This is a genomic window from Lactobacillus intestinalis (assembly GCF_024397795.1).
Classification (GTDB): domain Bacteria; phylum Bacillota; class Bacilli; order Lactobacillales; family Lactobacillaceae; genus Lactobacillus; species Lactobacillus intestinalis.
In genome coordinates this window covers 335,241-358,836 of the sequence record NZ_CP072983.1, presented here as the reverse complement: position 1 = coordinate 358,836, position 23,596 = coordinate 335,241, and the positions used below count along the sequence as shown (strand labels likewise).

General features: G+C 36.3%; 25 protein-coding genes and 1 pseudogene. 3 read left to right on the top strand and 23 right to left on the bottom strand.

Annotated elements, in window-relative coordinates; genetic code table 11:
- Positions 1-6 precede the first annotated feature (6 nt).
- The 11 genes from pstA to KBW87_RS01770 form a co-directional block, all read right to left on the bottom strand.
- Positions 7-894, bottom strand: coding sequence for a phosphate ABC transporter permease PstA (pstA, locus tag KBW87_RS01820; protein ID WP_057809265.1), 888 nt, complete (start codon positions 892-894; stop codon positions 7-9).
- Positions 895-1,893, bottom strand: a complete 999-nt coding sequence (gene pstC / locus KBW87_RS01815) for a phosphate ABC transporter permease subunit PstC (protein ID WP_057809267.1) — start codon at positions 1,891-1,893, stop codon at positions 895-897.
- Positions 1,890-2,762, bottom strand: a complete 873-nt coding sequence (locus KBW87_RS01810; RefSeq protein ID WP_057809269.1) for a phosphate ABC transporter substrate-binding protein — start codon at positions 2,760-2,762, stop codon at positions 1,890-1,892. Before KBW87_RS01810 ends, pstC begins: the two co-directional genes overlap by 4 nt.
- Before the next feature lie 106 nt (positions 2,763-2,868).
- The gene (gene rplA, locus KBW87_RS01805; protein ID WP_004045504.1) at positions 2,869-3,561 is read right to left on the bottom strand and encodes a 50S ribosomal protein L1; all 693 of its coding nucleotides are present in this window, start codon (positions 3,559-3,561) and stop codon (positions 2,869-2,871) included.
- A gap of 78 nt (positions 3,562-3,639) precedes the next feature.
- Positions 3,640-4,065, bottom strand: coding sequence for a 50S ribosomal protein L11 (gene rplK, locus KBW87_RS01800; RefSeq protein ID WP_004045505.1), 426 nt, complete (start codon positions 4,063-4,065; stop codon positions 3,640-3,642).
- A gap of 128 nt (positions 4,066-4,193) precedes the next feature.
- Positions 4,194-4,751: a transcription termination/antitermination protein NusG gene (nusG, locus tag KBW87_RS01795; RefSeq protein ID WP_057809329.1), complete on the bottom strand. Its 558-nt coding sequence runs from the start codon at positions 4,749-4,751 to the stop codon at positions 4,194-4,196.
- 106 nt (positions 4,752-4,857) lie between these two features.
- Positions 4,858-5,028, bottom strand: coding sequence for a preprotein translocase subunit SecE (gene secE / locus KBW87_RS01790; RefSeq protein WP_004045507.1), 171 nt, complete (start codon positions 5,026-5,028; stop codon positions 4,858-4,860).
- Between the two features lie 8 nt (positions 5,029-5,036).
- Positions 5,037-5,186: a 50S ribosomal protein L33 gene (gene rpmG / locus KBW87_RS01785; RefSeq protein ID WP_083478836.1), complete on the bottom strand. Its 150-nt coding sequence runs from the start codon at positions 5,184-5,186 to the stop codon at positions 5,037-5,039.
- A gap of 84 nt (positions 5,187-5,270) precedes the next feature.
- Positions 5,271-6,353, bottom strand: a complete 1,083-nt coding sequence (locus tag KBW87_RS01780) for an ABC transporter permease (RefSeq protein ID WP_057809271.1) — start codon at positions 6,351-6,353, stop codon at positions 5,271-5,273.
- A gap of 76 nt (positions 6,354-6,429) precedes the next feature.
- The gene (locus KBW87_RS01775) at positions 6,430-6,924 is read right to left on the bottom strand and encodes a hypothetical protein (RefSeq protein ID WP_057809273.1); all 495 of its coding nucleotides are present in this window, start codon (positions 6,922-6,924) and stop codon (positions 6,430-6,432) included.
- A 146-nt stretch (positions 6,925-7,070) separates the two neighbouring features.
- On the bottom strand, positions 7,071-7,877 hold the full coding sequence (locus tag KBW87_RS01770; protein WP_236695246.1) for a helix-turn-helix domain-containing protein: 807 nt from the start codon (positions 7,875-7,877) through the stop codon (positions 7,071-7,073).
- A gap of 136 nt (positions 7,878-8,013) precedes the next feature.
- Between KBW87_RS01770 and KBW87_RS01765 the strand changes: the two genes are divergently transcribed.
- Positions 8,014-9,756 carry a 1-deoxy-D-xylulose-5-phosphate synthase gene (locus tag KBW87_RS01765; protein ID WP_057809274.1) on the top strand — a complete coding sequence of 581 codons (1,743 nt, stop codon included), beginning with the start codon at positions 8,014-8,016 and terminating at the stop codon, positions 9,754-9,756.
- A 42-nt stretch (positions 9,757-9,798) separates the two neighbouring features.
- On the opposite strand, the gene KBW87_RS01760 is transcribed toward KBW87_RS01765, so the two are convergent.
- The 9 genes from KBW87_RS01760 to KBW87_RS01720 form a co-directional block, all read right to left on the bottom strand.
- The gene (locus KBW87_RS01760) at positions 9,799-11,286 is read right to left on the bottom strand and encodes a gluconokinase (RefSeq protein ID WP_057809276.1); all 1,488 of its coding nucleotides are present in this window, start codon (positions 11,284-11,286) and stop codon (positions 9,799-9,801) included.
- Positions 11,287-11,431: 145 nt separating this feature from the next.
- Positions 11,432-11,650, bottom strand: a complete 219-nt coding sequence (locus tag KBW87_RS01755) for a P8 family protein (RefSeq protein WP_004045514.1) — start codon at positions 11,648-11,650, stop codon at positions 11,432-11,434.
- A 69-nt stretch (positions 11,651-11,719) separates the two neighbouring features.
- Positions 11,720-12,283, bottom strand: a complete 564-nt coding sequence (locus tag KBW87_RS01750) for a sigma-70 family RNA polymerase sigma factor (RefSeq protein WP_057809277.1) — start codon at positions 12,281-12,283, stop codon at positions 11,720-11,722.
- Positions 12,284-12,439: 156 nt separating this feature from the next.
- Positions 12,440-13,195, bottom strand: a complete 756-nt coding sequence (gene rlmB / locus KBW87_RS01745; RefSeq protein WP_004045516.1) for a 23S rRNA (guanosine(2251)-2'-O)-methyltransferase RlmB — start codon at positions 13,193-13,195, stop codon at positions 12,440-12,442.
- The gene (locus tag KBW87_RS01740; RefSeq protein ID WP_057809279.1) at positions 13,182-13,625 is read right to left on the bottom strand and encodes a Mini-ribonuclease 3; all 444 of its coding nucleotides are present in this window, start codon (positions 13,623-13,625) and stop codon (positions 13,182-13,184) included. The genes rlmB and KBW87_RS01740 overlap by 14 nt, the downstream gene beginning before the upstream one ends.
- On the bottom strand, positions 13,618-15,042 hold the full coding sequence (gene cysS / locus KBW87_RS01735) for a cysteine--tRNA ligase (RefSeq protein ID WP_420896549.1): 1,425 nt from the start codon (positions 15,040-15,042) through the stop codon (positions 13,618-13,620). The genes KBW87_RS01740 and cysS overlap by 8 nt, the downstream gene beginning before the upstream one ends.
- Before the next feature lie 102 nt (positions 15,043-15,144).
- Positions 15,145-16,644, bottom strand: coding sequence for a glutamate--tRNA ligase (gltX, locus tag KBW87_RS01730; RefSeq protein ID WP_004045519.1), 1,500 nt, complete (start codon positions 16,642-16,644; stop codon positions 15,145-15,147).
- A 74-nt stretch (positions 16,645-16,718) separates the two neighbouring features.
- The gene (gene radA / locus KBW87_RS01725) at positions 16,719-18,095 is read right to left on the bottom strand and encodes a DNA repair protein RadA (RefSeq protein ID WP_057809284.1); all 1,377 of its coding nucleotides are present in this window, start codon (positions 18,093-18,095) and stop codon (positions 16,719-16,721) included.
- On the bottom strand, positions 18,095-18,646 hold the full coding sequence (locus KBW87_RS01720) for a dCTP deaminase/dUTPase family protein (RefSeq protein WP_057809287.1): 552 nt from the start codon (positions 18,644-18,646) through the stop codon (positions 18,095-18,097). Before KBW87_RS01720 ends, radA begins: the two co-directional genes overlap by 1 nt.
- 135 nt (positions 18,647-18,781) lie before the next feature.
- On the opposite strand from KBW87_RS01720, the gene KBW87_RS01715 reads away from it, so the two are divergent.
- Together KBW87_RS01715 and pepC are read left to right on the top strand one after the other, a co-directional pair.
- Positions 18,782-19,078: a hypothetical protein gene (locus KBW87_RS01715; protein ID WP_057809289.1), complete on the top strand. Its 297-nt coding sequence runs from the start codon at positions 18,782-18,784 to the stop codon at positions 19,076-19,078.
- Between the two features lie 53 nt (positions 19,079-19,131).
- Positions 19,132-20,478 carry an aminopeptidase C gene (gene pepC / locus KBW87_RS01710; protein WP_057809291.1) on the top strand — a complete coding sequence of 449 codons (1,347 nt, stop codon included), beginning with the start codon at positions 19,132-19,134 and terminating at the stop codon, positions 20,476-20,478.
- A 144-nt stretch (positions 20,479-20,622) separates the two neighbouring features.
- Here pepC and KBW87_RS01705 read toward each other — a convergent pair whose 3' ends face one another.
- The 3 genes and pseudogenes from KBW87_RS01705 to KBW87_RS01695 all read right to left on the bottom strand — a co-directional run bounded on the left by KBW87_RS01705 (position 20,623) and on the right by KBW87_RS01695 (position 23,514).
- The gene (locus KBW87_RS01705) at positions 20,623-21,207 is read right to left on the bottom strand and encodes a hypothetical protein (protein WP_057809293.1); all 585 of its coding nucleotides are present in this window, start codon (positions 21,205-21,207) and stop codon (positions 20,623-20,625) included.
- Positions 21,208-21,217: 10 nt separating this feature from the next.
- A pseudogene (locus tag KBW87_RS01700) lies at positions 21,218-23,092 on the bottom strand (peptide cleavage/export ABC transporter); the annotation flags it as partial.
- 17 nt (positions 23,093-23,109) lie between these two features.
- Complete coding sequence (locus KBW87_RS01695) at positions 23,110-23,514, bottom strand: hypothetical protein (protein ID WP_057809295.1); 405 nt, start codon at positions 23,512-23,514, stop codon at positions 23,110-23,112.
- Positions 23,515-23,596 lie beyond the last annotated feature (82 nt).

Genomic DNA, 23,596 nt, shown 5'->3' with positions numbered 1-23,596 from the left:
ACACCTCTATTTTGCGGCTGTAAGCTTCTTATAAAGCTTATTACCTAAAGCACGCGCACCCAAATTAAATACAATTACAACAATTACAAGTAAAGCAGAAGTAGCTGCAGAAACCACAGTCGCATCTGGGATAATTCCTTCAGTATTTACTTTCCAAATATGAACCGCCAAAGTTTCAGCTGGACGCATCACATTTAAAAAACTAGTTGGGCTAAAAGGATTCCAGTTTGAATAATCAATTGTTGATCCACTTTGACCAGCAGTATAAATCAAAGCCGCAGCTTCACCAAAGATTCGACCAGCACTTAAAATAATTCCCGTTAAAATTCCTGGAAGAGCAGCTGGTAAAACAATTCCCCGAATAATTTTCCAATTGGAAAGTCCTAAAGCAAGTCCTGCTTCTCTCTGAGAATCGGGAACACCCTTGATGGCTTGTTCAATATTACTTGTTAAAATTGGTAAATTAAAAAATGTTAAGGCTAAGGCACCAGAAATAATTGAAAAGCCAAAACCGAATTGAACAACAAAGAGTAAGTAACCAAACAACCCAACAACAATTGATGGAAGTGAGCTTAAGATTTCAATTGTGGTTCTAATCAAATTGGTAAACCAATTGTCCTTAGCATATTCAGCCAAATAAATTGCGGCTCCTAAAGCGATCGGAAGAGAAATAACGATTGTCAAAATCAACAAATATATCGAGTTGAAGAGTTGATCTCTAACACCGCCCCCTGCTTGGTAAGAAGAAGCTTCCGAACTCAAAAAATGCCATGACATATGAGGAACTCCAGTAATCAAAATATTTCCTAGAATTCCAGCTAAAATCAAAACTACAATTGCCACCAAGAAGTAAATTACTCCTGTAGCAATCTTATCATTGCGCTTTGCTTTCATCTATTTTTGTCCTTTCTTTCCTACTAAGCGGACCAAAAAGTTAAATACAAGAGACATAATTAAAAGAAGTAGGGCCAATGACCATAGAGCATTATTGGGCAGCGTACCCATAACTGTGTTTCCCATTTGACTTGTTAATTGACTTGTTAAAGTAGCAGATGGACTAATTAAGTTTTGTGGCATCAAAACAGCATTACCAATTACCATTTGTACAGCTAAGGCTTCCCCAAAAGCTCTAGCCATCCCAAAAATTACTGCAGTCAAAATTCTAGGAGTTGCTACTGGTAACACGACTTTATAAATTGTTTGCCAATGTGTTGCTCCCAAGGCTGCTGAAGCTTGTCTAAAGTGCTTAGGGATTGCTTTTAATGCATCAACAGTTAATGATGTAATCGTGGGTAAAACCATGACAAACAAAACTAAAGTCGCAGCCAAAATCCCAAAACCAGTTCCGCCAAAAATAGTGCGAATAGCTGGCACAATAATCGTCAATCCCAAGAATCCGTAAACTACTGAGGGAATTCCCACTAATAGTTCCATCACAGATTGCAAGAAATTAGCACCTTTTTTGGAAGTATATTCTGTCATAAACAAGGCAACTGCAATTGCAAAAGGTGTGGCAACTAAAGCCGCCAGCAGTGTTACTGCAAATGAAGTTACAATCATTGCTGCTGCCCCTACGTGATTTTTGCCATCGCCTGGATCCCAATCAGTAGAAGTTAAGAAGTGAAACACATTAACATGGTCTACAAAGAAAGTAGACAATCCATGAGCCCCAATAAAGCCAATAATTGAGACCACCAAAACGATGATGAGTCCAATTGCGAAGTAAGTTAAACCTTTTCCCCAGTATTCTTGGCGAGTTTCTTTAGATGGCTTAGTTAATTTGTCAACATCCACATCATCAGGGCCAATTTTGTTTAATTTAACGTGTGGAACTTCTTGGTTAGCAATTGCTTCATTCACAATTTGCTTTAATTCATCTTTTCTCTTGTTCATCGGCTGTTACCTATTTTCGTTACTTTATTTTGACTATTTCTAATAACTTTCATGTCATTAATACTCAAATATCCAATTTTAGGAATTAAGTCTTTTTGAACTTTATTGCCTAGCATATATTTAATAAAGGCGCGTGTTTTCTTATCTGGGTTCTTTTTAGTATACATATGCTCATATGACCAAAGTTGCCACTTATTAGTAGTGATATTTCTGTTAGTTGGCTGAACATGATCGATACTAATTTTTTGAATATGCTTGTCGTTTGCATATGGGAAAGAAATGTAGCTAATAGTACCAGGCGTTGAATTAACAATCTTTTTTACCGTACCATTTGAATCTTGTTCTTGTGAACGGATAGCTTTTTTGTTGTCTAAAATAAGATCTTCAAAACTCTTTCGCGTACCACTACCCTTTGATCGATTAATAACAGTAATAGCTTCGTTTTTACCACCAACTTCTTTCCAGTTAGTAACTTTTCCGGTAAAAATATCACGCAATTGAGCTTTAGTTAAATTTTTGATGCCGACATCTTTATTTACGATTGGCACTATTCCTACAACTGCAATCAAATGATCTTGCAGCTTTTTAGCATTAATCCCATTCTGAGTTTCTGCATAAACATCCGATGTGCCAATTTGAACTGCACCAGCTTGGACTTGACTTAGCCCTGTACCTGATCCCCCACCTTGAACAACAATATTGCTATTAGGATGTGACAAACGATAGTCATTTCCTGCTTGCTCAGCTAAGAGCTGCATAGCACTAGATCCAACAATAGTGATTTTTGAGCTATTATTCGCACATCCCACTACAAAAAACAAAATTAAGAATAATAAAGCAAGCAACTTGCTTACAACTTTTTTAGGCATGAAGTTTCCCCTTACATGTATTGTGTTCAATAAATCAATTAATGATAACACAGAAAAAAAGCACCCCGCAACACTGCGAGGCGCTTTATACGTCTAATTTTAAAAATTAAACTAAGTTTAATGGATCAAGCTTGATCCCTGGGCCAAAGGTTGCAGCAACTGCAACACTCTTAATGTATTGACCCTTAGCTGATGCAGGACGTGCACGTAAAATTACGTCACGTAAAGCGTCAAAGTTTTCAGTTAATTGTTCATCAGTGAATGATACCTTACCGATAGCGGTATGGATAGCTGCTTGACGGTCAACACGGTATTCAACTTGACCAGCCTTAACGTTCTTAACAGCCTTTTCGATGTCCATGGTTACAGTACCAGTCTTAGGGTTTGGCATCAAGCCCTTAGGTCCAAGAATACGACCTAAACGACCAACCTTAGCCATCATCATAGGTGTTGCAACAACAACGTCAAAGTCCAAATAACCGTTTTGAACCTTTTCTACTAATTCATCTGAACCAACTTCGTCAGCGCCTGCTGCCTTAGCTTGTTCAGCTTGTGGACCTTCAGCAAAAACGATAACCTTTTGGGTCTTACCAGTACCGTTAGGTAAAACAAGTGAACCACGAATTTGTTGGTCAGCTTGCTTAGGGTCAACACTTAAGTTGTATGATACTTCAACTGAAGCATCAAAGTTTGCGTATGAAGTTTCCTTAACAAGCTTCATAGCTTCTTCAACTGAGTACAACTTATTTGGATCTACTTTTTTAGCAGCTTCTAAATATTTCTTACCATGCTTTGGCATGTGATTTCCTCCTTGATAATGTGGTCAAACGAGCCTTCTCTAAGCTCTCCCACCTAATAGTTACCTAAAATAACAGGATTAGTCTTCGACTTCGATACCCATACTTCTAGCGGTACCTTCAACCATGCGCATAGCAGCTTCGATATCAGCAGCGTTAAGGTCTTTCATCTTAGTCTCGGCAATTTCCTTGACTTGATCCTTGGTTACCTTACCAACCTTCTTGGTATTAGGTTCACCAGAAGCCTTTTGGATCTTAGCAGCTTGCTTAAGCAATACTGGTGCTGGTGGAGTCTTAGTAATGAATTCGAATGAACGATCTTCATATACAGTGATGACTACAGGAATAATCATACCCTTTTGGTCAGCGGTTCTAGCATTGAAGTCCTTAGTGAAACCTACAATGTTAATACCAGCTTGACCCAAAGCAGGACCAACTGGAGGTGCAGGGGTTGCAGCACCAGCTGGGATTTGTAACTTAACTACGTTAATAACTTTTTTTGCCACGGTCAAAACCTCCTTGATTCCGTGATGCGGTTAAAATGGAGAATTTACCTACTTCTCCTCCCACAATGATAAAACGTACTTTTAGTATGTTACCATCGTTTCTATGCAATTACAACATTATTTTTGAATTAGTTTTCATCAAACTTCTTTACTTGGTCATAGTCAAGTTCAGCAGTAGTTGCACGACCAAACATATCTACTGAAACGTATAACTTGTACTTATCAGGTTGAATGTCAGTGATCTTACCAACCATGCCGTTAAATGCACCTTCAGTAATAGTTACTTCTTCGCCCAATTCAAAATCAACATCAGGTTGTTGCTTAGCAGGTGCACCTTGATTCTTAAGAAGACGCTCTACTTCTTCTGGAAGAAGTGGGGATGGTTTAGAACCTCCACCATGTGAACCAACGAATCCAGTTACGTTTGGGGTGTTTCTTACAATAAACCAACTTTCGTCAGTCATTACCATTTCCACTAAAACGTATCCTGGGAAAATCTTTTCTTCAACGTCTTGCTTCTTACCACGAACAGTTTCTACCTTTGATTCTTCTGGAACCATTACGCGGAAAATATAATCTTGCATCCCCATACTTTGTGCACGTGAAAGCAAGTCTGACTTAACCTTATCTTCATAACCAGAGTAAGTATGAAGAACGTACCATTGTTTCTTTGCTGTTTCTACCATGATTTCTAACTCCTTAAACTTTTGCAAACAAAAAAGCCTCTATGCGAGGTCTTTTCTTAAGTGACTTTATTATACCATACAGCCACTTTAAATTCTATCATTACAGCTACATAACTACTTGAGTTAATGCGCTAAATGCCCAATCAAGTGCACCTAAGTAAATTGCAAACAATACGGATGAGGTAATAACGACACCAGTATCATGACGGTTTTGCTTAGCAGTTGGCCAAGTTACTTCTTTCATTTCTTGGACAACGCTCTTTAAAAACTTGAACATTCTTTCAATTACCTCGTTTCTTTGTGTAAAGTCATTTTACCGCAATGTTTACAAAATTTCTTCAGTTCAAGACGCTGAGTTCGATTCTTACTTGCGGCGATTGAGTAGTTACGTGAACCACATACTGTGCAGGCTAAAGCTGCTTTTTTCACTGCCATAATCTCACTTCCAAACTTTAGATATTTTAACAGGAAATTGACCTCAACGCAATTGTAGCAGACAAGTAATCTAATTGCCTACTATTATTGCTTTTGAGGATTATTCCTTTGAAAAATGGTAATTATAACGGCTAAAAGCAAATTAATCAACACAATGCTCAAAACAGAGAGAATGATATTCAAACTCGTCCATTTTGGAATTCCAACTATTGAAAGCATTGGCAGAGAAAATCCTAGTACTAATTCAATCAGAATTCCTAACAGTAAACCAAAGCCAATTAAACTGCTAATGAATTTCTTTAGCTGCATTTTGGTATCTTTTCTTATTAAGTATTTAAGTAAGACAACAATCACAATTAACAAGATAATTATGCCCACAGCAAGCTTGATAAGTGCTGATTTAACAATGCGAGCTTCTTGGTCAATGCTGCTTTGAACGGTATAGAACTTCACATTTAAGTCTTGAGATTTAAAGAATTTTTCTAATTTAAAGATTTGATTCTGATTAGTGTTGAAAATTAACAAGTTTTGGACACCATTTGCTATTTGGGGTAAATTAATATGAGCTCTAGTGTACGTAGTGAGAGGGACAATAATTGTGTTATCTAAGTAGTTTTGATTTTGAAATAAATATGGTGAAGGAATGCTAGAAGAAGCGGTTAAAATTCCAGCTACTTGGTAAGATTGACGCTTTCCTGTAGAGCCATCAAGATAAGTGAATTCATGATGAAGGGGATATTTTTTGGCCAACTTACTTCCAACTAACACTGGAATAACTTTATTTCGGTGAAAGTCTCTTACCTTCAAGTTTTGACCTTGAGCTACTTTAATGGGATACATTTCAAGTGATTTTTGGTCCATTGTCATGGCATTAACGTGACTGCCATTACTTGCATCCCAGGAAATTGCGTAATCGTAATTCTTATCTAAATAATTAAGAATTGATTTAGCTTTAGTATTGTTGACTTGGCTTTTAGTAATCAACTTATCTTGATTATCCGTAATTTGATCATTACCCAAATAGACCTTTTGCTTGCGTAATTTATTTAAAGCTGAATAGCCTTCCCAATAGCTGATTCCGTTTGAAACTGTGTAAACAGTCAGAACATTTAAAAGCGCAACTAAAATGATTGCAATGATACTAATGAAGATATTTTTACGTTTCATATGCTGATCTTCCTTACTAAAAAAGATTCTGACAAATCAGAATCTTTCCTAAATTATTATCTGTTAAGATTATACTCTATCTGAATCCGTAATGGAATCTAGTTTTAGGATCATTCCATCCTAAACTATCATGAATTGATTTAGTAGCTTGAGCTTTAGTACTCTTCTTATGACTGTAAGGATGGTAATAATACGTCGTTTTTGCAGATCCAACATTTCTACCAGCTCGCGTAAACTTGAGCCATCCTTGATGAATACCAGTGCGTGCAGGATAGAAGAAGACTCCACCTTTAAAGAAAAATTGAGCTGTTTCTGTTACCCAAGCACCTTTGTATTTAGATCCCATTTTATGGGTTCTATGAAGTGACCAATATGCTTTAGAATCATTTAAAGAATCTAAAGAATATACATGACTTTCCTCATTTTCATTTGAATTATTAATCACTAATGTATTAGTACTCTCTTCGCTTGATTGTTCATCATCGGCAAACACAGTGGTAGATGTTCCAAGGGCTAATCCACTAAGAGCAATTAACATTGATCCTAATTCTACTATCTTTTTTAATTTCATCAGTATTTTCTCCTCTCTATCTCATAACGTTACTCTACTAGAATTGATCAAACATTGTACATCACTACCATTCACCTCTTCATTTGCCTTCTAAACTTCATTTTAATCATTACTTCTACTTTGTTATCTAAGTTTCCTACAGGAAACTAATCCATTTTTTCACTCATATTTTCATAACCCGAAAATTTTAAAGCGTTTTTGATAGTGTGCATTTTATCAAAGTCTCCATCAAATCTAGCTTTAAAATACGTCCCCACTAATTTATACGAAGTCAAATCAGGAATGGGCGGAAGTGCTTTTATCATTTCAAATATTAGCTTTGTATTGTTATTTTGGACACGTTTATCATAATTAAACAAATAATTCAAACTTATTTCGATTATTCGAATTTGTTCTTCTTTTTCAAAACTTTGAATCTTTTGATATCTTTGCAAAACTGACTCCATCAAGATATCTCTTATGTCGCTATCTAGATATTTCATCGAATTGCCAAATAATCTTAAAGCATCCCTACTCTGCGTCCAATTATCAACACTAAAGATCTCCTCATTTATCTTCTTGCAAATTTTAGTGGCCACTTTACTATCAGTTAATTCTGCTTCTACTAAATCCGCATGATATTTCAACTCTATCGGGGTATCACTTTCTGCAATTTTCTCTTTTATTTCTTTTGCTCTCTTTATATCACGCTTATAAAAAGCAAAATCTAATTCATGAGTTAATTTCTTTACATCATCTTCATACCCATAATCTTTTGCTATCTCATCGAAGAAACTTTGATAATCGATCTTATTATTTGCCAACATCTTCATCAAGTCATCAGCATAAATTCGGTGAACTCCTTTTTCAATTAACGAGTAATGCGATTTTGAAATTTTCAATCCGCGAATCATATCTTTCTGCAAAAGATTTCTCTTAATTCTTTCCATCTTTAACGCTTCACTTATCTTCAATCATAATTCCTCTATCCTATTTTGTTATTTCCATTATGCATTTTACTTATTTTAAAATATACTAACAAATTATTAGTAACTTTCATGATTTTCGACTACAATAACTCTAGTTAATTATTATTACGAGGCGAAAAACATGAATAAACATCCAGAATATTTATTAAATCAAATTTCTTCTCCAGCTGATCTGAAGAAGCTTGACATTAAGCAAATGCAAAAATTAGCTGAAGAAATCAGAACCTTAATCCTAGAAAAAGATGCAGCCGAAGGTGGTCACTTAGGTCCAGATTTGGGAATTGTTGAAGCAACGATCGCTTACCACTATGTTTTCGACGCACCAAAGGACAAGATTATCTGGGACGTTTCTCACCAAACATACCCTCACAAGATGTTAACTGGCCGTGTACTCGCGTGGCTTGACCCCGATCACTACCAAGATGTAACTCCTTATACCAATCCTGATGAAAGTCCATATGACTATTACGCAGTCGGCCACACTTCAACTTCAATTGCCCTAGCAACCGGAATGGCTAAGGCACGTGACTTAATGGGCAATCATGAAAACATTATGGCTTTAATTGGGGATGGTTCAATGACTGGTGGTCTTGCTTATGAAGGCCTTAATAATGCCGCAATTGAACCTCACAACTTAGTCGTTGTTGTCAACGACAACCAAATGTCAATTGATGATAACATCGGTGGCTTAGTCACAGTTTTAAAGAAGCTTCGTGATTCCAATGGTGAAACTAAAGAAAACCCATTTACAGCAATGGGCTTTGATTACCGCTATGTTGCTAATGGAAATGACATTGAATCAATGATTAAGGCATTTGAAGCAGTTAAAGATGTAGATCACCCAATTTTACTTCACATCAATACTTTAAAAGGTAAAGGCTATCAACCAGCTATCGACAACGAAGAAGCGCACCACTGGGTAATGCCTTTTGACCTTAAGACTGATAAGACTACCGTTCCAATGCCTGAAGGGCCCACCGCAAATTCAGTTGCTATGGACGTGATGAAAGAACATATTGAAGACGGCGACAAGATTATGGCAATCAATGCCGCAATTCCGGGTGTCTTCGGTCTTGATGAAATCAAAGAAAAATATCCAGCAAACTACCACGATGTGGGAATCGCTGAACAAGAATCAGTTGCTTTCGCTGCGGGAATGGCTAAAGAAGGCGCAATTCCAGTTTTATTTGAAAATTCTACTTTCTTGCAACGTGCATTTGATCAGTTATCACACGATGTTGCCGCTAACGATTTACCAGTAGTGATGATGGTCGCGGGGGGCGGAATGTCTGGTACTAGCAAGACTCACTTAGGTATTTTTGATCAAGTAATGGTTTCCAACTTGCCAAACTGGATTTACGTTGCCCCAACCACTTTAGCTGAAGAAAAGGCCATGATGGAATGGGCAATCAAGCAAAGAAAGCATCCCGTTGCCATTAAAATGCCTACTAAGCGTGTCCCTGAAGGCCAAGAATTCAGCCATGATTACTCCGAAATCAAATATGACATTAAACCAGGTAAAGATGTCGCAATCTTAGCTCTTGGCGACATGTATTCCATGCTGGGCGAAAGAGTTGCCGATAAACTTGGTGCAAGCTTAGTGAACCCAGTTTCTGCAAATATTCTCGACAAAGATACTCTTGATAAACTGGCTAATGAAAACAAGGTTATCATTACCTTAGAAGATAACCTTCTTGATGGTGGCTTTGGCGAAAAGGTTGCTTCTTATCTTGGAGATAAAGATGTCAAGATTTTGAACTATGGTCAAAAGCGCGTTTACACTGATCAAGTTCCACTAAAACAAATTTTGAAAGACAATCGAATGACAGTTGATCAAATTGTCGAAGACGTTAAAAATACTTAACTAAAAGTCACAAAAAAGGCAGTCCATCTCGGACCGCCTTTTTTATTGCAACTTATTTTGAAGATTGGCTAATTTTTCATATGACTTAGCTAAATCATTTTCAATTTCGCGATAAACAGGAAGAATTTTTTGATAACGAGTCACATTTTCCGGATCAGGAAAATAAACTTTCTCTTCACTTACAAATTTTCGAATTTCACTTAGATCTCGACTGAGTCCTAGTGCTTGCCTTCCTAAAAACATCGCTGCCAGCGTACCACTCTCACTATTCTTCATTGCAATAATCGGCAAATTATACACATCAGCGAGCATTTGCCGAATAAAATCACTCCGCACAAAGCCACCGGTGATTCGGATTGCGTGGGGCTTGCCAGCACTTTGAATAATTTCGTGCGACGCATCATACAGGTTAAAAACTATTCCCTCAATTACACTTCGGGCCATCTCGGCCTTAGTATGACTTCTGGTTAGTCCCACAAAGGATCCGCGAGCATTCGCATCCCAAATCGGCGCTCTTTCGCCGCCCAAATAAGGATGAAAAATTAAGCCTCTATTTCCAACGGGTGCACTTTGTGCTAAAGTCAAAAAATTTTCTGCACTTTCATTAGGACCAAGTAACACTTTTCGTGCCCATTCAAAAACAATCCCACCATTATTTACCGGTCCGCCAATCAAATAACCTTGATCTGCTGGATAACAGAAAAATTGCGCCTTTTTATCGATTACGCTCTTTTTTGCTAAGCATCTCACAGCCCCCGAAGTCCCAACATTCATCGCAAAATCGGCCTCATCAATCGCACCCACGCCAATTGTTGACAAGTAGCCATCACTAGCACCAGCAATTACTTTGGTATTTTCATCTAAATCAAGCTTTCGGCGATATTCTTCTTTAACTGATCCTACAACATCACTACTTTTTACTAATTTAGGAAGAGCTTGCTCAGTAATTCCCACTTGCGAAAGTAACTCCTGATCCCAAGTTAAAGTTTTTAAATTTAAAAGCCCGGTGCCTGCAGCCATCGATAAATCTTCGACTAGTTTCCCGGTTAAGCGATAAATCAAGTATTCTTTGATTCCTAACCAATATTTTACTTCAGAAAAAATTTCAGGCTTTTCTTGTTTAAGCCAAAACAGCTTATAAACTGGTGCCATTGGGTGAATAGGCATCCCTGTTTGTTGGTAAATTTTCTGTGCTAAGCCCTCTGCTTTAGCCTTTTTTACTACATTCTTAGCGCGGTTATCAGCCCAGGTAAGACTATTAGTCAGTAATTCCTTATTCCCATCAAGTCCAATTAAACTATGCATTTGACTCGACCAAGAAATTGCCGTAATCTTTCTCTTTCGTGATAAAGAAAAAATCACATCCTGAACGGCATCAAATATTAACTTAGGATCTTCTTCAGCTTGATCCATCTTTTCTTGAATCAAAGGATATTCTCTTTGGGCACTGGCAACTTTTTGGCCATTTTCATCATAAAGCACAACCTTAGTCGCGGTTGTTCCAACATCAATTCCAATTATATATTTCAATTTTGGCAGGCTTCTTTCTTACATTTGTTTGACGAGTATAACAAAAACAAATTCAATCTACAAAAAAACAGCTACCGGAGAGTAGCTGTCTTGGTGGTCAAAAATGCGTGACCACGGTGCGTAGAACATTGTTTATTAGTCGGATTTACTTCTTAAGATTTTCGTCAACGAAGGCTTCGATCTTATCGTCAGAGTCTTTTAAGAACGGAAGCATATCTTCCTCCGTCTTCATGGTATCTCTACCATTCTTTTCCATGAAGTAGTCCCAAAGGGCATCTCTAACTGGCATATCTGAATCACTCCAGTCAAATACTTCCTTCATGTGACGGTCCAACAATGCAGTCTTAATAATTTCGTCTGCCATCTTAAATTACCTCCTAAAATATTCTACAAGATATATTATAACGCAATTTATCCTTCCTAGCGTAAAAACTCACTCAAATAACACATCTCTAAATTTATTCATCATCCTAGATTTGGCTCTCTGCATAACTTTTTTATCAATATTTAAATTCATAATAACTCTCTCTTCATCAGCTTGACCTAACACAATCATTAAAGCTGCCAATTCTAAATTAGATAACTTTTCGACAATTTCAGTATACAGATCTCCAAGCGGAACAATTAATTCACTTATTCCACACTCAATCTCTCCTACACCAAATTCACTGATATACTCCCATGACGCTGCCGAATTATTGATTTTACTCTTCAATGACCAATGCTTTCTAATCAAACTTATTATATGATTCGTGAGTCTTCTTCTAAAATAACCAGCAAAACTTCCTCTTTCTCTTGAAAAACTTTGTGCACAACTATAACACACAATCATGGCTTCTTGCTGCCAATCTTGATAATCATAAATTCGCAAAAAGTAATTATTACTAATTGACCTAATTAAAGGTTGATAAATATTACATAATTGCTTTAAAGCCTCACTATCCTGAAGCTTTATTTTTTCAATTAATTCGAGCTCTCGTATTTCATTACTATTCATTCGTACTTCTCTTTACTTTGCTTATTCAGAAAAAGCATACAAAGAGAGCTAACGCTAATTAAGTTGAACGAATGTTTAAACAAACAAAAAGGCACTTCTAATTATTTTCAATCAATAGAAGTGTCTTTTTCATTTTCACAAAAGTTATTTCATTAACTATTTTAACGGATGGCGACTATTTAACATTTGATAAAGCATTACCCCAGTCGCCACACTAGCATTTAAGGATTGAACATGGCCTACCATTGGAAGGGTCAAAGTTTGATCCATTTGTTTCTTAAGAAGTGGGGAGATTCCTTTACCTTCGTTACCAATTACTAAAACTGTCTTACCATTTGCATCCCATTTACGATAATCGGTACCTTCCATATCTGTACCGAATATCCAATAACCTCGCTTTTTAAGTTCTTTAGTAGTTTGAACTAAATTATTAACTCTAGCTACAGGTACGTAATCGATTGCTCCAGTGGAAGTTTTAGCAACAACTGATGTTAACCCAGTTGCATGACGCTTAGGAATAATAATTGCATCCACTCCTGTCGCATCGGCTGATCTTAAAATCGATCCCAAATTGTGAGGATCTTCAATTGAATCCAGCATCAACAAAAATGGTTCTTTGCCTTCTTGCTCAAACTTATCCAATAGGTGATCTAAATCCGCATATTCAAAACTTGATACGGCCAACACTAATCCTTGGTGATTTCCACCTTGAACCAAATTATCAAGCTTACTTCTAGGCACAGTTTGAACCACTAAGCGTTTCTTTTTAGCTAAAGAATAAACTTGATTAGCAAAATCTTCCTGTACTCCATGCTGGAGAAATACTTTATTGATTCGATCAGCACCTTGAGTTTTTAAGAAATCAATTCCCGCATGTCGGCCAAAGACAAAATCTTTATTATTTGAAGTCATAATTACTAATCCCTCCATCTTCTACAGTTTGAATGCACCAAAGGGTCAATTCTTCAACGCGATCAGTTTTACCTGCTAAATCCAAGTAACCCCAAATAGCTTCAAAGCCAGTAGACATTTGATATGTTTTTAAGCTAGTATTTTTAGCTTTAGTGTGAGTCTTCGAATTACGTCCTCGTCTAAAAGCAGCTAACTCTTCATCCGTTAGCAAATCATCATCTTGTAATTTGGTAATCAAAGCTGCTTGAGCTTTGGCAGAAACATAATGAGTAGCGTCTCTTTGAAGATTCTGTGGTTTCACAATTCCACCCTTAATCAAATGACGCCGAATATAAATTTCATATACCGCATCCCCCAAGTAAGCCAAAGTCTGACCACTTAAAGTATTTGGATTTACATTTTCTTCAGTCAATTTCTTTATTTTATTCACGAGTCCACCTTGTTCCTTGAGGAGTGTCTTGAATGGTAACGCCTAGATCTTTCAATTGATCGCGAATTTCATCACTTCGTGCCCAATCCTTGTTCTTACGAGCTTCATCACGCTCTTTAACTAAAGCGTCGATTTTATCATCATCAGCACCTGCTTCTTTTTTGATCAACTTTTCGCAATCAATTCCAAAAATGCTGAGCCACTTAATAAATTCTTCTTTAAAGTTTGAAAGGGCATCCTTATCAACATTATCTAAAGCCGCATTGGCATTAATTATTGGCAAAAGATCATAGATTGCGGCTAAAGCATTTTGAACATTAAAATCGTCATCCATTGCTTTTTCAAATTCTACTTTAGTATTTGCGATAGCTTCAGTAAGTTTTGGATCAGCTTTAGTTTCAGTATCCTCTTCTAAACGATAATTGATATTCAATAAAGTATTCTTAAAACGATCAAGAATAGTTTTGGCTTGAGCCAAGTTTTCTTCTGAATAATTAATTTGGCGACGATATTGCACACTTGCCATGAAGAAACGTAAAACTTGAGGATCAACTGTTTTAATCAAATCATGAACCGTGACAAAGTTGTGAAGTGATTTAGACATTTTTTCTTCTTTTTTACCAACTGTCACAAAACCATTATGAAGCCAGTAGTTAACAAACTTTTTACCAGTTTTAGCTTCACTTTGAGCAATTTCATTTTCATGGTGCGGAAATTCCAAATCTTGCCCACCACCATGAATATCAATGGTATCACCTAAGTATTTAGTAGACATTACGGAACATTCAATATGCCAGCCTGGACGACCTTTACCCCATGGAGAATCCCAAGCAATTTCATCCTCTTCTTTTTGAGCTTTCCAAAGAGCAAAATCAATCGGGTCTTCCTTGCGGTTTTGTTCTTCATCATTAATATGCTCAGAAGCCCCTTCTTCAAGTTGCTCAATATTTTGATCGCTTAATTCGCCATAATTTGGAAACTTCTTTGCTCGGTAGTATACATCTCCATCAACTTCATAAGCATAACCTTTTTTAATTAGATCTTCCACAAATGCAATGATCTCACTGATTTCATGAGTTGCGCGGGGATGCAAAGTTGCCTTTTCAATATTTAAAGCTTCAGTATCTTCTAAATAAGCACGAATATACTTATCAGCAAGTTTTGGAACAGTGGTATGTTCTTCTCTTGCTTCATTGATCATCTTGTCATCTACGTCCGTAAAGTTAGAAACGTAGTTTACTTTGTAGCCTTTATATTCGAAATAGCGTCTAATTGTATCAAAAGCAATCACGCTACGCGCGTTACCAATATGGATGTAATTGTAAACGGTCGGCCCACAGACATACATGTTAATCTGTCCTGGAGTAATTGGCTTGAAATCTTCTTTTTGACGCGTCAGTGTATTAAATACTTTCACGGCTAACACATATCCCTTCTTTTAAATATACTTTTATTTTACCAATTTTGAAGACATAAAAAAGCACTAAGCCTCAAAACTTAGTGCCTTTCGTATTTTTAATTAAAGACCGTTTTCTTCCATTTGCTTCAAGGTTAAGTCTAAGTGTTCAAGAACTCTTTCTTTACCCAAAAGTTCCATAGCTTCACCAATACCAGGTCCTACCATCGATCTAGTACCTGCAATTCGAATTGGCATAAAGAGTTTTCTTCCTTTAACGCCAGTTTCACGACGAGTAGCTTGGATTGCATTCATAATTTGAACAGCAGTAAAGCGTGGGATAAGATTCAATTGCTTCTTGAATTCTTCAATTACTGGACGAGCGTCGTCTTTCTTGATTTCTTCAAGTTCTTCTTCAGATAAATCTTTTGCCTCTTCAAAGAAAATTTTTGCCATTTCCACGATTTGTTGGGTGTATGACATTTGAACTGAGTAAATGTTAACCAATTGACGAATCCATTCCATCTTTTCTGGAGTTGGATGTTCATCAACAAGACCAGCTTCTTGCAAATTGTTCAAAGCTAAATCAAGCAAGGTATCACGATCTGCCTTCTTAATGTATTGGTTGTTTACCCATTCAAGCTTCTTTTGGTCAAAAGCAGCTGGAGATTTTGATAAACGCTTTGGATCAAATTGCTTAATGAATTCACGTTGAGTAAAGATTTCATTTTCTCCAACTGGTGACCAACCAAGAAGGGTAATAAAGTTAAACATAGCTTCTGGTAAGTAACCAAGGTCACGATATTGTTCAATAAATTGAAGAACAGATTCATCACGCTTTGATAACTTCTTACCCGTTGCGGCATTAATAATCAAAGTCATGTGACCAAACTTAGGTGCTTCCCAACCAAGAGCTTCATAAACTACCAATTGCTTTGGAGTGTTTGAAACGTGGTCATCTCCACGAAGAACATGGGTAATCTTCATCAAGTGGTCATCAACTACAACGGCAAAGTTGTAAGTTGGCATTCCATCACGCTTTTGAATAACAAAGTCGCCGCCGATAGTATCAGATTCAAAGCTTAAGTGACCCTTAACCATATCGTCCCATTCGTAAGTTTCCATCTCTGGAATATGGATACGTACAACTGGCTTTAAACCTTTTGCTTCAGCATCTGCTTGTGCCTTTTTAATTTCATCAGCAGTCATGCCTTCATATTCGTAGGTATAGTGAGGAGCAATTCCCATCGCACGTTGTTCTTCACGTTGTGCTTCAAGTTCTTCTTCAGTCTTATATGAGTAGTAAGCCTTACCTTCATCAATCAATTGCTTGATGTATTTATTGTAAATATCTTTTCTTTCTGATTGACGGTATGGACCATAATCTCCGCCCTTGTCAGGACCTTCATCCCAATCAATACCTAACCAGTGAAGGTTTTCCATCTGTGACTTAGATCCACCTTCAACATTACGCTTTTGGTCAGTATCTTCAATTCTTAAAACGAAGGTACCCTTGTTGTGACGAGCGAATAAATAGTTAAAAAGTGCAGTACGTGCATTACCAATGTGTAAGTGACCAGTTGGACTTGGTGCATATCTTACACGAATCTTTTCTTTAGCCAAAATTCATGCCTCTTTCAAAAATAGTAGATTTTAACATTCTTAGTTTACGCGTAATAAGGAAAAAGTTCAATTCTTTAACCAAAAACAAGTTTCAAAGCTTGTGGAATGCTGGAAACTGGAATCACTTCAATTCCTAAATCAGTTAAGCTTTTATCCATATTATGTCGGGGAATAAAAATCCTTTTAAACCCCACTTTAGCAGCTTCAGTAATTCGCGATTCAATTTTATTAACGCGTCGTACTTCCCCAGTTAAGCCCACTTCGCCGACAAAACAATCAGTTGGTGAAATTTCCTTGTTGTTATAGCTGGATGCGACAGACATTGCAATTGCCAAGTCAATTGCAGGTTCATTCAACTTAATCCCACCAGTTGCAGTCAAATATACATCCTGGTTTTGAAGCATTAAGTTGCCTCGTTTTTCTAAAACCGCTAAAAGAAGTGCTGCTCGATTATAATCAATTCCGGAAGTAGTTCGCTTAGCATAACCAAAAACTGTCGGCGTCACTAAAGCCTGAATTTCTGCTAATAGTGGGCGCGTTCCTTCAAGTGAAACTACAATCGCCGACCCAGTGGATTGGGGTAATCTTTGATCAAGAAAAATTGAAGACGGATTGCTTACCTCTCTTAATCCTTCATTGACCATTTCAAACATTCCAATTTCATTAGCAGCCCCAAAACGATTCTTTACTGAGTGCAAAATTCGGTAGGAATGGTGTTCATCTCCCTCAAAATAAAGCACCGTATCCACCATATGTTCCAAAATCTTTGGACCAGCAATTGCCCCTTCCTTAGTCACATGGCCAATTACAAAAACAGTAATTGCATTCATCTTGGCAATTTTCATAAGTTCACTAGTTACTTCACGTACTTGAGATGCTGAACCAGTCATGGAATCTAAACTTGGTTCATTCATAGTCTGAATCGAGTCAATTACAACAAAGTCAGGCTTTAAATCATCAATTTGCTCGCGAATGTCATGCATATCTGTTTCCGGGTATAAAAGCATGTCGCTTTTACCAACGCCCAAACGATCTGCGCGAAGCTTAATTTGATTGGCAGACTCTTCTCCAGAAACATATAAAACCTTATATTTTTCGGCGATATCGCTCATGATTTGCAGCATCAAAGTGGATTTACCGATTCCAGGATCTCCCCCAATTAAAACCAGTGATCCGGGAACAATTCCTCCTCCTAAAACTCGGTTTAATTCTTCAGACTTAGTTTTAATTCGGTCTTCTTTTTCTGCCTTGATATTTTCTAATTTAACCGGCTCACTCAATCCAGTCTTTTTAATCAATTGACTAGGTGATTGCTTAGCTGAGCGTTTTTGAACTTCTTGAGTTTCTTTTTCAAATTGATTCCATGCACCACAATTAGGACAACGACCTAAATAGCTAGCCGAAATGTAGCCACAAGAGCGGCATTTATATTGAGTTTTTACTCGAGCCATTAATTTTTCCCTTCTTTATTAGTAGATCCAAAGCCACTCAAACGTTGACGGCTAATTGGATCATCATCATCTGTTTTAAGATACTTCATAAAAATTCCCTGAGCAATCCGATCTCCTTTTTTAATATGAAGTGGACGAACGCCATAATTTAAGACTTGGACAAATAATTCGCCCTCATTATTAGGATTATTATAGTAATCCGCGTCAATTACACCAATTCCATTTGGAAGTGCCAAATTCTTTTTAAAAGTATTAGATGAGCGATTAGCTAAAATTAGCACTTCATCTTCTGGCATGTAAACTTTAAGACCAGTAGGCACCAAAATCGGCTTCAAAATTTCATCGGCAAGCTTATAATCCCGTTCATATAATTGGTGGCCATTGCGAATAAGGCGAAAAATTCTCACAAAATTTAAACGCCAAATACTTGGAATCACAATATCTTCAGCCGCCTCAATATCATAACCTGCACTAGCCAAAGTTTGGCGTCTAGGCAAATTAATCCCTTTATCTTGATATTTACTTACAACTTCAAAACCACGCGTCTTCATAATTCTTTTTACTCCATTTACTACTTTTCTTTTTACAAAGATTTATTTTACAATGTTTTGAGTAAACACAAAACATTATGCTTACATTATTAATTACGTGAAAAATAAGCAAGTTTCTTAGAAAAGGTAAATTTTATGTTTGATATTAAAGACCCTCACCAAGACTTTAAAACTTATGATGATAATAACGTTTTTGAAAACGCGTGGACCATGGATAAAATTGAACGCAAAGATGGACCTGTTTGGGTCATGAATCACTTTTTTGTAAATCCAGATTTTGATCTTGAACAAGAATTAGATCAAGAAATGCCAACGGCTTTATTGATTGCAAAAAAATCAGATATTCCCGTTTGGCCACTTGATCCAATTGTAATTCGCTATTTTAAGACTCACCCTGCCTTCCACTCAATTTGGTATCATGCGCCATATTAAAAATAGACAGAATATTTTTAATAGTTTAAACTATATTTAAGGAGGACAATTTTATGTCAAAAGAAATCACAAATGATAACATCGATAAATTTACCCAAGATTTATCAAACCATCCCGTTTACAATGTTGCTAGTCATGCAGCTCAAGAAAACGGAATTTACAAAGCTAGTCAAAACTTGCAAACTAAGATTGACCTTGATCCAACTTTCTCAATTGAAATCGAAACTGGTAAGCCAGCTGATCAAAAGCAATCTGGGCGCTGCTGGATGTTCAGTGCTCTTAACACTATGCGTCATCCTCTTCAAAAGAAATTCAGTTTGAAAGACTTTGAATTATCTCAAAACTATACTAATTTCTGGGACAAATTTGAAAAATCAAACTGGTTCTTTGAAAATGTCATTGCAACTGCAGACAAAGATCTTGGTGATCGTAAAGTTTCATTCTTATTTGCTACCCCTCAACAAGACGGTGGCCAATGGGACATGCTTTGCGGAATTATTGAAAAATACGGTATTGTTCCAAAGAGCGTTTATCCAGAAACTGCCAACGCTATTAATTCTAGTGCATTAAACGATACTTTAAATACCTTACTTCGTAAAGATGGTCTTAAATTACGTAAATTAGTTAACTCGGGCAAGTCTATGGATGAAGTAGAAGCAGTTAAAAACGATATGCTTAACGATGTCTTCCGTATTTTAGCTACTTCACTTGGTCTTCCACCAAAGAAATTCAACTTTGAATACCGTGACGACAACAAAGAATACCACATCGACAAAGACATCACCCCTAAGGAATTCTTTGATAAATATGTTGGCATGAATCTTGAAGATCATATTTCTACTATTAACGCTCCAACTAGTGACAAGCCATTCCACAAAGTCTTTTCAGTAGAATACCTTGGAAATGTAGTTGGCGGTCGTCAAGTCCGTCACTTAAACTTGAAAGTCGATGAAATGAAAGATTTAATCATCAAGCAATTAAAGAGCGGCGAAGTTGTTTGGTTCGGTTCAAACGTTGTTAAAGACTCTGAAAGACGCGCAGGTTTACTTGATACTAACCTTTACCGCCGTGATCAATTATTTGATACTGATTTTACTATGTCTAAAGCTGACATGCTTGATTCTGGTGAAAGTATGATGGACCACGCCATGGTAATCACTGGAGTGGACATTGTTGATGGCAAGCCAACCAAATGGAAGATCGAAAACTCCTGGGGTGAAAAGCCAGGCTTCAAAGGTTACTTTGTAATGAGCGATTCATGGTTTGATTCATTTGTTTACCAAGCGGTTATTAACAAAAAATTCTTGCCAGATGATTTGAAGAAGGCTTACGAAGATGGAAAAGATAATCCAATTCAACTTCTTCCTTGGGATCCAATGGGAGCTTTAGCTTTTGAATAATTTTTCAAGCAAAAGAAAATCATCTAGGAAAAACCTAAAATAAAGCAAATACTGATAGTCAGCATTTAAACGCTGATCTATCAGTATTTTTGCTTTCTAAGAAATTATATTTTGCCAATTATAAAAAGTTCAGAATACTTTTAATCATAAATTGTGCTTCAAATATTCGAAATATGTACTCTTACCTGTGATAATTGTTGCATTGCCTTCCATTCCATATTTTAAATTTTCCTTAGACGTGGCTTGGCAAACTACTTCATAGACATTATTGCCATGTAGATTAACGGGATACACTCCAATTTCTTTCACTTTTCCTATCAATCTATCCATTGTTCCACTAGCATTGGCTACCTGAAAATATAATGGTTGGCCTTTTTTAATTGCACTAATTTTATTACCCGGGAAATAGGTAACCACATTGATCGCTCCCGTAGCCTTAATCATCGGAAATAAGTGAACTATATTTTTCTGCTTACCATCAATATGAACCAGCCATTTCTTTTTATTCCTTCTAATAACCTGTCCTTCATGATAATTTTTATTGGCGATATTAAGTGTATTTTGTGGTTCTACAATTCCAATAGATGTAACTGTACTTTGTCTAGTTGCAAAAAAAGAACCAACTATTAAGATTAGAACTAAAATTGCCATAGGAATAATAATCATAGTTGAAAAATTCTTGAATTTATAAGAATAGAATTCGGTACTCTCATAGTTTTTATTATTCATAAAATTGCTCCTAATTCTCAACTAAGTTATTGTAAAAGCCATGTTTCTGTATTAATTCATCATGACTTCCTTGTTCAACAATTTGACCATGATCTATAACCACAATATTATTAGTCCTTTGTGCAATTGCTAAACGATGGGCGATGAAAATAATAGTTTTATTCTTTAGTTTCATTAAATTATCTACTACCTTTTTCTCCGTAATGGTATCAAGAGCACTTGTAGCTTCATCGAAAATCAAAACTTTAGCCGGGGAAAGTAATGCGCGTGCAATAGTTAGCCTTTGCTTTTGTCCACCAGATAAAATCTTAGCATTTTCATCCATCTTAGTTTCAAATTGCAGTGGTAATTGGCCTATTTCAGACTCAATCGCTGCTATCTGACACGCTTCAAGCATATCCTCTTCTGTAATGTTTGGTCGACTGCCCAAAAGCAAATTCTCTTTAATTGTGCCCGAAAAGATATACGGTGTTTGAGGAACATAATTTACATATGAACGTAATACATGTTTATCAACTTTAGTAGAATCAAAACCGTTAAAAGTTAGCTTGCCTTTACTTGGAGAAAAGAACTCAACCAAAAGTTTGACCATAGTCGACTTCCCTGAGCCACTCATTCCTACGATCGCCAACTTATCATTTGGTTTGATTGTTAAATTAATATCTTTTAAAACGTCAACACCATAACCATAATGATAATCAACATCATGATATTCAATGTTTCCCACTAATTGCTTTGCATCCCTAATTTGGGCATCTCTCTGAAATTCACTCTTAACCATATATACTTCATTCAATCGATTTTGCGCTACATTAGCTGATTGCAACGTTGGTTGAAGATTAATAATATTCTGAAGTGGATCTACAAAATAAGACAGCAGTGCATTAAAAGTCATTAATTGACCAATGCTCATCTGTCCGTTCATTACAACTTTAGCCCCTACCCAAAGGATAATCACATTGAGAGATAACTGGATAAAAGTCTTTATAGCTGACTGCAAGGATTCAGTTTTACTGTAACGAAAGGATTTTTTAAGATAATCGACGAATTGACTATCAATCTTGCGATACCGTGTTTGTTCACTATTTAAAGCTTTGATTGTTTCGATCCCCTGAATATCCTCAATTACTGAAGAACTTAAAACCGCATTACTCTCCATTTGATCATTATTCATCTTTTCAAACTTCTTAGAAAAGCTAAGAATCACTACAGCGTAGATTGGCAGAGCCAACAGAGTAATTATAAATAAAGTAGAGTTTTGAATTGCTAAAACAATTCCCATTACGATTACAATTGAAAGATCAAGAAATAATGAAATAACTGTACTGGCGAGTGCGTCAATAATTCGGCTAGCATCAGAAAATCTTGAAGTAATTTCCCCTGTTTTACGAGTCACAAAAAATTCCATTGGTAACTCAAAAATATGACGAATGTACTGCAAGTTAAGGTCAATACTCAATCGTTGACCTAGAATATTCAACAGAAAATTTTGCCCGTAAGAGAAGATGGAATTAAAAACATACGCTATCAATAATCCAATGGCTAAGATCGACAAAGTTTGATAAGTCCCACTAGGAATATAAGTATCAATTAAACCTTGCAAGAAGTATGAACTACAAACACTAATAATTGTCATCAAAAGAGCAGCCAATATAATATTAATGACTAATTTCTTTTGTTTAAATATGTATGGAAACAGTGACCACAGATTCTGCTTTTTCTCTTTAATCGGCTCAAAATTATCATTAGGCACCATAAAAAGGGCAATTCCAGTCCATTCTTGAGAAAATTTTTCTTTAGACATTTTGGTTAAACCAACGCTAGGATCTGGATCAGCAATGATTAAATAATTTTTAGTTGCCTTAAGTACAACATAATAGTGAAGTTATAGGTTTAAAACTGTTACTCTTTTCTATGTTTATAGACATAGGAAAGAAAACATACGGCCCCACCACCGACAAATCCACTAATTAAGTAAATTGTACTAATGATAGAAAAATTGCTTTTATAAAAATCCATTGATACATACCCTATTTTTAGAAATAGGAGTAAAGTCAAGAATAAACAACTACCGAAAAAACCAATAAAAAATGAACCTAAAGGATTAATTTTATACTTTGATCTTGATCTGACATTATCACTTTTTAATAACCAATACATAAACAATCCGAATGCTATCCCTTCTCCAATATTTTCAATAATTGAAGTAATTGCTAAATTATTATCAATACAGTCAAATATTATTCCCAAAAGACAATATAGGATACTGGCTGCTATTCCTTTAATAATCAATTTATTTCTAATCATATTTTTTGCCTTTCTAGTTTTAATTAACGATGTCTATTACGCGTTAAATAACCTACACATTGTGCCGAACCTTTAATAGCAC

Bases quoted from the DNA above. Each gene is read 5' to 3' on its own strand.
- nusG (WP_057809329.1), bottom strand. From the start codon at position 4,751: ATGGTAGAAACAGCAAAGAAACAATGGTACGTTCTTCATACTTACTCT.
- KBW87_RS01755 (WP_004045514.1), bottom strand. From the start codon at position 11,650: ATGGCAGACGAAATTATTAAGACTGCATTGTTGGACCGTCACATGAAG.
- rplA (WP_004045504.1), bottom strand. From the start codon at position 3,561: ATGCCAAAGCATGGTAAGAAATATTTAGAAGCTGCTAAAAAAGTAGAT.
- pepC (WP_057809291.1), top strand. From the start codon at position 19,132: ATGTCAAAAGAAATCACAAATGATAACATCGATAAATTTACCCAAGAT.
- KBW87_RS01810 (WP_057809269.1), bottom strand. From the start codon at position 2,762: ATGCCTAAAAAAGTTGTAAGCAAGTTGCTTGCTTTATTATTCTTAATT.
- KBW87_RS01750 (WP_057809277.1), bottom strand. From the start codon at position 12,283: ATGAATAGTAATGAAATACGAGAGCTCGAATTAATTGAAAAAATAAAG.
- rlmB (WP_004045516.1), bottom strand. From the start codon at position 13,195: ATGACTTCAAATAATAAAGATTTTGTCTTTGGCCGACATGCGGGAATT.
- KBW87_RS01715 (WP_057809289.1), top strand. From the start codon at position 18,782: ATGTTTGATATTAAAGACCCTCACCAAGACTTTAAAACTTATGATGAT.
- pstA (WP_057809265.1), bottom strand. From the start codon at position 894: ATGAAAGCAAAGCGCAATGATAAGATTGCTACAGGAGTAATTTACTTC.
- KBW87_RS01705 (WP_057809293.1), bottom strand. From the start codon at position 21,207: ATGAATAATAAAAACTATGAGAGTACCGAATTCTATTCTTATAAATTC.
- KBW87_RS01695 (WP_057809295.1), bottom strand. From the start codon at position 23,514: ATGATTAGAAATAAATTGATTATTAAAGGAATAGCAGCCAGTATCCTA.
- secE (WP_004045507.1), bottom strand. From the start codon at position 5,028: ATGTTCAAGTTTTTAAAGAGCGTTGTCCAAGAAATGAAAGAAGTAACT.
- rpmG (WP_083478836.1), bottom strand. From the start codon at position 5,186: ATGGCAGTGAAAAAAGCAGCTTTAGCCTGCACAGTATGTGGTTCACGT.
- pstC (WP_057809267.1), bottom strand. From the start codon at position 1,893: ATGAACAAGAGAAAAGATGAATTAAAGCAAATTGTGAATGAAGCAATT.
- KBW87_RS01780 (WP_057809271.1), bottom strand. From the start codon at position 6,353: ATGAAACGTAAAAATATCTTCATTAGTATCATTGCAATCATTTTAGTT.
- KBW87_RS01720 (WP_057809287.1), bottom strand. From the start codon at position 18,646: ATGAAGACGCGTGGTTTTGAAGTTGTAAGTAAATATCAAGATAAAGGG.
- KBW87_RS01775 (WP_057809273.1), bottom strand. From the start codon at position 6,924: ATGAAATTAAAAAAGATAGTAGAATTAGGATCAATGTTAATTGCTCTT.
- KBW87_RS01765 (WP_057809274.1), top strand. From the start codon at position 8,014: ATGAATAAACATCCAGAATATTTATTAAATCAAATTTCTTCTCCAGCT.
- radA (WP_057809284.1), bottom strand. From the start codon at position 18,095: ATGGCTCGAGTAAAAACTCAATATAAATGCCGCTCTTGTGGCTACATT.